Here is a 9,965-nt window from a genome sequence, read left to right as displayed (position 1 = left end):
CCGCCCCCGCCGGACCCGCCCCCACGGGACCGGCGGGGCGGCCGTGTGCCGCGAGAGGCACCGGGCACGCACGGGGTGTGGGGTTCTCCACACTCTCCCCACGCAGGTCAAGGGCAAGTTGACGGCCCTTCCGGGGGCGTGGTGGACTTCCGGGGCCATGTACGGCGGCAGGAGAGGAAGCCGGTGTGAATCCGGCGCGGTCCCGCCACTGTGACCGGGGAGCAGTCCCCGGGAGCCAGGAACTCTCGCCGTCGGATTTCCTTCGAACCAGGGCGTGGACACCCTGAGTGAGGACACACCGCCATGCTCGGCTGCCGATCGAGTTCCCAGACACGTCTCACGACCAGGTTGCTCACCGTCTCCGCGGCCGGCTGAGCCCATGCGTGCCGAACGCGTCTTCGCGTACGGCGCCGCCGGCGGCCTACTCGGCGACCTGCTCCTCGGCGATCCGCGCCGCGGACATCCGGTCGCCCTGTTCGGGCGGGCCGCGTCAGGCGTCGAACGAGCCCTGTACCGCGACCACCGCGGCCGGGGCGCCCTGCACACCGCGGTGTGCGCCGGTGGCGCAGTCGCGCTGGGGGCGCTCGCCGCACGTGCCGTACGCCGCTCCCCCGCCGCCTCCGTCGCGCTGACGGCCGCCGCCACCTGGTCGGTCGTCGGCGGCACCAGCCTCGCCCGCGAGGCCCGCACCATCGGCCGCGCCCTGGAGGCCGGCGACGTGGAGGCGGCCCGGGCACGGCTGCCGCATCTGTGCGGCCGGGACCCGCAGGCGCTGGACGCCGACGGCATCGCCCGCGCCGTGGTGGAGTCCGTCGCCGAGAACACCTCGGACGCCGTCGTCGGCGCACTGGTGTGGGGCGCGGTCGCCGGGGTGCCCGGTCTGCTCGGCTTCCGCGCGGTGAACACGCTGGACGCCATGGTCGGCCACAAGTCGCCCCGCTACCGCCGCTTCGGCTGGGCCTCCGCCCGCCTCGACGACGTCGCCGGCCGGCCGGGCGCCCGGCTCACCGCCGTACTCGCCGCCCTGTCCGGGCCGGACCCGCGCGGTGCCGTACGGGCGTGGCGCGCGGACGCGGCGAAGCATCCGAGCCCCAACGCCGGTCCCGTGGAGGCCTCCTTCGCGGGCGCCCTCGGGGTGCGGCTCGGCGGGACGCTGTCGTACGGGGGCCGCGTCGAGCACCGGCCCGTGCTGAACGGGCAGGGGCGCGCGGTCGCCCCGCACGACATCGGCCGGGCGGTACGGCTGTCCCGGCGCGTGAGCTGGCTGGCGCTCGGCGTGTGCGCCGGCGCACGGCTGCTCGGAAAGGGGCGCAGGGCATGAGGGGTGGGCTTCTCGTCGCCGGCACCACGAGTGACGCGGGCAAGAGCGTCGTCACCGCGGGGATCTGCCGGTGGCTGGTGCGGCAGGGCGTGAAGGTGGCGCCGTTCAAGGCACAGAACATGTCGCTGAACTCGTTCGTCACCCGCGACGGCGCGGAGATCGGGCGGGCGCAGGCCATGCAGGCGCAGGCCTGCCGTATCGAGCCGACCGCGCAGATGAACCCGGTGCTGCTGAAGCCGGGCGGGGAGCAGAGCAGCCAGGTCGTGCTGCTGGGCAAGCCGGTCGGCGAGCTGAGCGCGCGCGGCTACCACGGCGGCCGGCAGCAGCGGCTGCTGGGCACGGTGCTGGAGTGCCTGGCCGAACTGCGGGGCACGTATGACGCGGTGATCTGTGAGGGGGCCGGCAGCCCGGCGGAGATCAATCTGCGCCGTACCGACATCGTCAACATGGGCATCGCGCGGGGTGCGGGGCTGCCCGTGCTCGTGGTCGGGGACATCGACCGCGGCGGGGTCTTCGCGTCCTTCTTCGGCACGGTCGCGCTGCTCTCCCCCGAGGACCAGGCGCTGGTCGCCGGGTTCCTCGTCAACAAGTTCCGCGGGGACGTCACCCTGTTGGAGCCCGGCCTGGACATGCTGAAGGACCTCACCGGGCGGCCCGCCTACGGGGTGCTGCCGTTCCGGCACGGCCTCGGCATCGACGAGGAGGACGGGCTCAGGGTGTCGCTGCGCGGCGCCGTCCGCGAGTCGGCCGTGGCGCCGCCCGTCGGCGAGGACGTGCTGCGGGTCGCCGTCTGCGCGATCCCGCTCATGTCGAACTTCACGGACGTGGACGCGCTCGCCGCCGAACCGGGTGTCGTGGTGCGGTTCGTGGACCGGCCGGAGGAACTCGCCGACGCCGACCTGGTCGTCGTCCCCGGCACCCGCGGCACCGTCCGCGCGCTGGAGTGGCTGCGCGAGCGCGGCCTCGCCGACGCGCTGGTGCGCCGCGCCGCCGAACAGCGCCCGGTCCTCGGCGTCTGCGGCGGCTTCCAGATCCTCGGCGAGCACATCGAGGACGACGTGGAGAGCCGCCGCGGTCATGTCGACGGGCTGGGCGTGCTGCCCGTGCGGGTGCGGTTCGCCCGCGAGAAGACCCTCACCCGGCCCTCGGGCACCGCCCTCGGCGAGCACGTCGAGGGGTACGAGATCCACCACGGCGTCGCCGAGGTCACCGGCGGGGACCCCTTCCTCGACGGGTGCCGCTCCGGCCAGACCTGGGGCACCCACTGGCACGGCTCGCTGGAGTCGGACGGTTTCCGCCGCGCGTTCCTGCGCGAGGTGGCCGCCGCCGCGGGCCGCCGCTTCGTCCCCGCACCGGACACCTCTTTCGCCGCGCTGCGCGAGGAGCAGCTCGACCGGCTCGGCGACCTGATCGAACAGCACGCGGACACGGACGCGCTGTGGCGGCTCATCGAGTCCGGCGCGCCGCGAGGACTGCCCTTCATCCCACCGGGAGCGCCCGCATGAGCACAGTGTTGTTGTTGTCGACCGCCGACACGGATCTGCTGGCCGCCCGCGCCGGCGGCACCGGCTACCGCATCGGCAACCCCACCCGCGTGGATGTCGCCGAGGAGCTGCCGCGGCTGCTGGAAGGCGCGGACGTGGCCGTCGTACGGCTGCTCGGCGGCAAGCGGGCCTGGGAGGACGGGCTGGCCGTGCTGAAGGCGTCCGGCGTCCCGTGCGTGCTGCTCGGCGGGGAGTCCGTGCCGGACGCGGAGCTGATGGCGGAGTCCAGCGTGCCCGCCGGTGTCGTCGCCGAGGCGCTGAAGTACCTCGTCGAGGGCGGCCCCGCCAACCTCGCCGAACTGGCCCGCTTCCTCTCGGACACCGTCCTGCTCACCGGCGAGGGCTTCGAACCGCCCCGCAGGATGCCCGAGTACGGCGTCCACGGCAGCCGCGAGAGCCTGCCCGGCCGCCCGACGGTCGGCGTGCTCTTCTACCGCGCCCACGAACTCAGCGGCAACACCGCCTTCGTCGACACCCTCTGCGACGCGATCGAGGCGCACGGCGCGAACGCGCTGCCCGTGTACTGCGGTTCGCTGCGCGGCGCCGACGACGGCCTGTACGACATCCTGCGCGGCGCCGACGCCCTCGTCGCCACGGTGCTCGCCGCGGGCGGCACGCACGCCTCGCGGGCCTCCGCCGGCGGCGACGACGAGTCCTGGGACATCGGCGCCCTCGCCGACCTGGACATCCCCGTCCTCCAGGGCCTGTGCCTGACCTCGACGCGGCAGGCGTGGGAGGAGTCCGACGCCGCCCTGTCCCCGATGGACGCGGCGATGCAGGTCGCCATCCCCGAGTTCGACGGACGGCTCGTCACGGTGCCGTTCTCCTTCAAGGAGCAGGGCCCCGACGACGTCCCCGTGTACGTCGCCGACCCCGAGCGCGCCTCGCGGGTGGCGGGCATCGCCGTACGGCACGCCCGGCTGCGGCACAAGCCCGACAGCGAGAAGAAGATCGCGCTGGTCTTCACCGCGTACCCGACGAAGCACTCCCGCGTCGGCAACGCCGTCGGCCTGGACACCCCCGCCTCCGCGGTCCGTGTCCTGGACGCGCTGCGGGACGCCGGGTACGCCGTGGAGGGGTACCCCGACAACGGTGACGAGCTGATCCACCGTCTGATCGAGGCCGGCGGCCACGATGTGGAATGGCTGACGGAGGAGCAGCTCGCGGCGGCCCCCGCGCGCGTGCCGCTCGCCGATTACCGCGCCTGGTTCGACCGGCTCGACCCAAAGCTGCGGGAGGCGATGACGGAGGCGTGGGGCGAACCGCCGGGCTCCCTGTACGTCGACGGCGACGACATCGTGCTGGCGTCCCTCCGGTTCGGGAACGTCGTGGTGATGATCCAGCCGCCGCGCGGCTTCGGCGAGAACCCGATCGCGATCTACCACGACCCGGACATGCCGCCGTCCCACCACTACATGGCGGCGTACCGCTGGCTGGAGCACGGCTTCGGCGCCGACGCCGTCGTCCACATGGGCAAGCACGGCACCATGGAGTGGCTGCCCGGCAAGGGTCTCGGGCTCAGCCGGGGCTGCGCGCCGGACGCGGTGCTGGGCGAGCTGCCGCTGATCTACCCGTTCATCGTGAACGACCCCGGTGAGGGCACCCAGGCCAAGCGGCGCGGACACGCCACCGTCGTCGACCATCTCGTGCCGCCGATGGCCCGCGCCGACACCTACGGCGACCTGGCCAGGCTGGAGCAGCTCCTCGACGAGTACGCCCTCGTCTCCGACCTGGACCCGTCGAAGGCGCCGGCCGTACGGGCGCAGATCTGGACGCTGGTGAAGGCCGCCGAGCTCCACCACGACCTCCACGTCGACGAGCAGCCGGACGACGACGAGTTCGACGAGTTCGTCATGCACATCGACGGCTATCTCTGCGAGATCAAGGACGTCCAGATCCGCGACGGCCTGCACGTCCTGGGCGGCGGCCCCGTCGGCGAGCCCCGCGTGAACCTGGTGCTGGCGGTGCTGCGAGCCTCGCAGGTGTGGGGCGGGCAGGCGAACGCCCTGCCGGGTCTGCGGTCCGCGCTCGCCGCGCACTTCGGGCTCGACGAGAAGGAACTGCTGGCCGAGCCGGGCGCGCCGGTGAAGGTGCCGGCGGAGCTGACGGATCTGGTCGACGGCCCGTCCCGCACGGCCTCCGACGCGATCGACCTGCTGGAGCAGTTGTGCCGGCGGGTCGCGGAGGGCATGGAGGAGCGGGACTGGCGGGCCGCCGAGGTGCCGGGCCTGGTCCGGGAGGTGCTCGGCGTCGAACTGCCGGACGCGGTCGCGGTGCTGGAGTTCGCGTGCGCGGAGGTCGTACCGCGGCTGGCCCGCACGACCGACGAGATCGGGCACATCCTGCGCGCCCTGAACGGCGGTCACGTCCCCGCCGGCCCGTCCGGCTCGCCGACGCGCGGCCTGGTCAACGTCCTGCCGACCGGCCGGAACTTCTACTCCGTCGACCCCAAGGCGATCCCCTCCCGGCTGAGCTGGGAGGTCGGCCAGTCGCTGGCGGACTCGCTGGTGCAGCGGTATCTCGCCGACAACGGTGAGTACCCGAAGTCGGTCGGCCTGACGGTGTGGGGCACGTCCGCCATGCGCACCCAGGGCGACGACATCGCGGAGATCCTGGCGCTGCTGGGCTGCCGTCCCGTGTGGGACGACGCCTCTCGCAGGGTGACCGGCTTCGAGGTGATCCCCCTCGGGGAGCTGGGCCGGCCCCGCATCGACGTCACCGTCCGCATCTCCGGTTTCTTCCGGGACGCGTTCCCGCATGTGGTGGGGTTGATCGACGATGCCGTACGGGCGGTGGCCGAGCTGGACGAACCGGCCGAGGCCAACCATGTGCGGGCGCACGTCGAGGAGGACGCCGCCGTGCACGGTGACCGGCGGCGCGCCACGTCCCGCATCTTCGGCTCCAAGCCGGGCGCGTACGGTGCCGGCCTGCTGCCGCTGATCGACGCCCGCAACTGGCGCTCCGACGCCGACCTCGCCGAGGTGTACGCGGTGTGGGGCGGCTACGCCTACGGGCGCGGACTGGACGGGCGGCCGGCGCGCGGGGACATGGAGACGGCGTTCCGGCGGATCGCGGTGGCGGCGAAGAACGTGGACACCAGAGAACATGATCTTGTCGACGCCGACGACTACTTCCAGTACCACGGCGGCATGGTCGCCATGGTCCGCCATCTGACCGGCGACAACCCCGAGGCGTACGTGGGTGATTCGGCCGTGCCGGACCAGGTGAGGACGCGGACGCTGGGCGAGGAGACGCACCGGGTGTTCCGGGCCCGGGTGGTCAACCCGCGCTGGATGGCGGCGATGCGACGGCACGGCTACAAGGGTGCTTTCGAGATGGCCGCGACCGTGGACTACCTGTTCGGGTACGACGCGACGGCGGGCGTGGTGGACGACTGGATGTACGAGAAGCTGGCGTCCGAGTACGTGTTCTCGCCGGAGAACCGGGAGTTCATGCGCAAGTCCAACCCGTGGGCGCTGCGCGGCATCACCGAGCGCCTGCTGGAGGCGGCGGACCGCGGGCTGTGGGCGGAGCCGGACGCGGAGACGCTGGAGCGGTTGCGCGCCACCTATCTGGAGCTCGAAGGCGACCTGGAGGGCGACCGGTGAACACCCCCTTTCCTTTCACGGCCGTGGTCGGCCAGGACGATCTGCGGCTCGCCCTGCTGCTGAACGCGGTCTCGCCGGCCGTCGGCGGGGTGCTCGTACGCGGTGAGAAGGGCACCGCGAAGTCGACCGCCGTGCGTGCCCTGTCGGCGCTGCTGCCGGAGGTGGCCGTCGTGCCCGGGTGCCGGTTCTCCTGCGATCCCGGCACGCCCGACCCCGCGTGCCCGGACGGGCCGCACGCGGCGGGCGAGGGCACGCTGCGGCCCGCGCGGATGGTCGAGCTGCCCGTCGGTGCCTCCGAGGACCGGCTCGTCGGCGCGCTGGACATCGAGCGGGCGCTGTCCGAGGGCGTGAAGACGTTCGAGCCGGGGCTGCTGGCCGAGGCGCATCGGGGCATCCTCTACGTCGACGAGGTCAACCTCCTCCACGACCATCTGGTCGACCTCCTGCTGGACGCCGCCGCGATGGGCTCCTCCTACGTCGAGCGCGAGGGTGTCTCCGTACGGCATGCCGCGCGGTTCCTGCTGGTCGGGACCATGAATCCGGAGGAGGGCGAGCTGCGGCCTCAGCTGCTCGACCGGTTCGGGCTGACCGTCGAGGTCGCCGCGTCCCGTGATCCCGACACGCGGGTGGAGGTCGTCAGGCGGCGGCTCGCCCATGACGCCGACCCGGCCGCGTTCGCCGCGCGGTGGGCCGGCGAGGAGGCCGCCGTACGGCAGCGGATCGTGGCGGCGCGGGCGCTGCTGCCGCAGGTGCGGCTGGGTGACGGGGCGCTTCGGCAGATCGCCGCGACGTGCGCCGCGTTCGAGGTGGACGGCATGCGTGCCGACATCGTGATGGCGCGTACGGCGACCGCGCTGGCCGCGTGGGCCGGGCGCACGGATGTGCTCGCCGAGGACGTGCGGCAGGCCGCGCTGCTCGCGCTGCCGCACCGCCGGCGGCGCAATCCCTTCGACGCGCCCGGTCTCGACGAGGACAAGCTGGACGAGACGCTGGAGCAGTTCGCCGGCGAGGACCCGGACCCCGATCCGGACCCCGACGGTGACGGCGGTGGCCCCGGGGGCGGTGCTCCGCCCGCGCCCGATGCCGGTCCGCAGGGCGGGGACGCCGGCGCGCGGCCCGAGGAGGGTGAGGGCGGGCAGCCGCAGCCGGCCGGGGCCGGGGAGCAGTCGGCCGTACGGGCCGCCGAGCCGTTCCGTACGCGGGTGCTGAGCGTGCCCGGGGTCGGTGAGGGTGCCGCGGGGCGCCGTTCGCGGGCGCGGACGGAGCACGGTCGGACGACGGGGGCGCGCCGCCCGCGGGGGGCGCTGACCAGGCTGCACCTGGCGGCGACGGTGCAGGCGGCGGCGCCGCATCAGCGGGCGCGTGGCCGGTCGGGTCCCGGGCTCGTCGTACGGCGGGACGATCTGCGGCAGGCGGTGCGTGAGGGGCGTGAGGGCAACCTCGTGCTGTTCGTGGTCGACGCCTCCGGGTCGATGGCGGCGCGGCAGCGGATGAGTGCGGTGAAGGGTGCCGTGCTGTCGCTGCTGCTGGACGCGTACCAGCGGCGGGACAAGGTGGGTCTGGTGACCTTCCGGGGTTCGGGCGCGGAGGTGGCGCTGCCGCCGACGTCGTCCGTGGACGCCGCCGCTGCGCGGCTGGAGTCGCTGCCGACGGGCGGGCGTACACCGCTCGCGGCGGGGCTGCTGAGGGCGCATGACGTTCTGCGGGTGGAGCGGCTGCGGGACGCGGCACGGCGGCCGTTGGTGGTCGTGGTGACGGACGGGCGGGCGACCGGTGGTCCGGAGCCGTTGCTGCTGGCTTCGAAGGCGGCGGGGCTGTTCGCGGCCGAGGGGATCGCGTCGGTGGTCGTGGACTGTGAGTCGGGGCCGGTGCGGCTGGGTCTTGCCGGGAAGCTCGCGGGTGAGCTGGGCGGTACGGCGGTGACGCTGGACGAGCTGCGCGCCGACAGCATCACCGGGCTGGTGAAGGACGTGCAGAGGAGGGCCGCGTAGTGCCGAAGGGACAGCCGAGTGTCGTCCCCGACGACGGTCTGACGACGCGTCAGCGGCGGAACCGTCCGCTGGTGGTCGTGCACACCGGGATCGGGAAGGGCAAGTCGACGGCGGCGTTCGGGCTGGCGCTGCGGGCCTGGAACCAGGGCTGGCCGATCGGGGTGTTCCAGTTCGTCAAGTCGGCGAAGTGGAAGGTCGGCGAGGAGAACGCGCTGCGGGTGCTGGGTGCGTCCGGGCAGGGCGGGACCGTCGCCTGGCACAAGATGGGCGAGGGCTGGTCGTGGGTCCAGCGTGACGCCCAGATGGACAACGAGGGGAAGGCCCGGGAGGGCTGGGAGCAGGTCAAGCGGGACCTGGCGGCACAGACGTACAAGCTGTACGTCCTCGACGAGTTCGCGTATCCGATGCACTGGGGGTGGGTGGACACCGATGAGGTGATCTCCGTGCTGCGGGAGCGGCCGGGGACGCAGCATGTGGTGATCACCGGGCGGAACGCGCCGGAGAAGCTCGTCGACTTCGCGGACCTGGTGACCGACATGTCCAAGGTGAAGCATCCGATGGACGTGGGCCAGAAGGGCCAGCGGGGCATCGAGTGGTGAGGCCGTGATGTCCCCTTCCCCGTCGGTCTCGCCGTCCCCTTCCCCGTCGGTGCCGCCCTCCCCTTCCCCGTCGGTGTCGCCGTCCCCTTCCCCGTCCGTGTCGCCGTCCGTGTCGTCCGGCGGGGCGGTCGTGCCCCGGATCGTCGTGGCCGCTCCGTCCTCCGGGTGCGGCAAGACCACCGTCGCCACCGGGCTGATGGCCGCGTTCGCCGCGCGGGGGCTCGCCGTGTCCGGGCACAAGGTGGGCCCGGACTACATCGACCCCGGCTATCACGCGCTCGCGACCGGGCGTACGGGGCGCAACCTCGACGCGTACCTGTGCGGGCCCGAGCTGATCGCGCCGCTGTTCCTGCACGGGGCGGCCGGGTGCGATCTCGCGGTCGTCGAGGGTGTGATGGGGCTGTACGACGGTGCCGCCGGGGAGGGTGAGCTGGCGTCCACCGCGCAGGTCGCGAAGCTGCTGCGGGCGCCGGTGGTGCTGGTCGTCGACGCGTCGTCGCAGTCGCGGTCGGTGGCGGCGCTGGTGCACGGGTTCGTGTCGTGGGACCCGGAGGTGCGGGTCGGGGGCGTGATCCTGAACAGGGTGGGCTCCGAGCGGCACGAGGCGCTGCTGCGGGAGGCGCTGGACGCGGTCGGGGTGCCGGTGCTCGGTGTGCTGCGGCGGGCGGGGCGGGTGGAGACGCCGTCGCGGCATCTGGGGCTGGTGCCGGTCGCCGAGCGGCGGGGGGCGGCGGTGGAGGCCGTCGCGGCGATGGGGGCGTTGGTCGCCGACGGGTGTGATCTGGAGGCCGTGCTGGGGGTGGCGCGGGCCGCCGGGGCGGTGGTTGGGCGGGCGTGGTCCGCGGGCGACGCGGTGGCCGGGGTCGCGGCCGGGGCCTGCGTCGGGGTCGCGGCCGGGGCCC

The 9,965-nt window shown here is 73.9% G+C and carries 6 protein-coding genes and 1 riboswitch; all 6 genes read left to right on the top strand.

Annotated features, from left to right (window positions below):
• Positions 1-125: 125 nt before the first annotated feature.
• Positions 126-267, top strand: a riboswitch (cobalamin riboswitch).
• 112 nt (positions 268-379) lie between these two features.
• Positions 380-1,321: a cobalamin biosynthesis protein gene (locus MTQ10_RS22415; protein WP_247471467.1), complete on the top strand. Its 942-nt coding sequence runs from the start codon at positions 380-382 to the stop codon at positions 1,319-1,321.
• Positions 1,318-2,826: a cobyric acid synthase gene (locus MTQ10_RS22410; protein ID WP_247471465.1), complete on the top strand. Its 1,509-nt coding sequence runs from the start codon at positions 1,318-1,320 to the stop codon at positions 2,824-2,826. The genes MTQ10_RS22415 and MTQ10_RS22410 overlap by 4 nt, the downstream gene beginning before the upstream one ends.
• Entirely contained in the window at positions 2,823-6,473 is a 3,651-nt protein-coding gene (cobN, locus tag MTQ10_RS22405; protein WP_247471463.1) for a cobaltochelatase subunit CobN, read from the top strand. The genes MTQ10_RS22410 and cobN overlap by 4 nt, the downstream gene beginning before the upstream one ends.
• On the top strand, positions 6,470-8,464 hold the full coding sequence (locus MTQ10_RS22400) for a putative cobaltochelatase (RefSeq protein ID WP_247471459.1): 1,995 nt from the start codon (positions 6,470-6,472) through the stop codon (positions 8,462-8,464). Before cobN ends, MTQ10_RS22400 begins: the two co-directional genes overlap by 4 nt.
• On the top strand, positions 8,464-9,063 hold the full coding sequence (gene cobO, locus MTQ10_RS22395; protein ID WP_247471445.1) for a cob(I)yrinic acid a,c-diamide adenosyltransferase: 600 nt from the start codon (positions 8,464-8,466) through the stop codon (positions 9,061-9,063). The genes MTQ10_RS22400 and cobO overlap by 1 nt, the downstream gene beginning before the upstream one ends.
• Positions 9,064-9,070: 7 nt before the next feature.
• A partial coding sequence (locus MTQ10_RS22390) for a cobyrinate a,c-diamide synthase (protein ID WP_374117667.1) occupies positions 9,071-9,965 on the top strand: 895 nt, incomplete at its 3' end.

The sequence above is a fragment of the Streptomyces sp. XM83C genome (assembly GCF_023072675.1).
Classification (GTDB): domain Bacteria; phylum Actinomycetota; class Actinomycetes; order Streptomycetales; family Streptomycetaceae; genus Streptomyces; species Streptomyces thermocoprophilus.
This window is presented reverse-complemented; position numbering and strand designations above follow the sequence as displayed.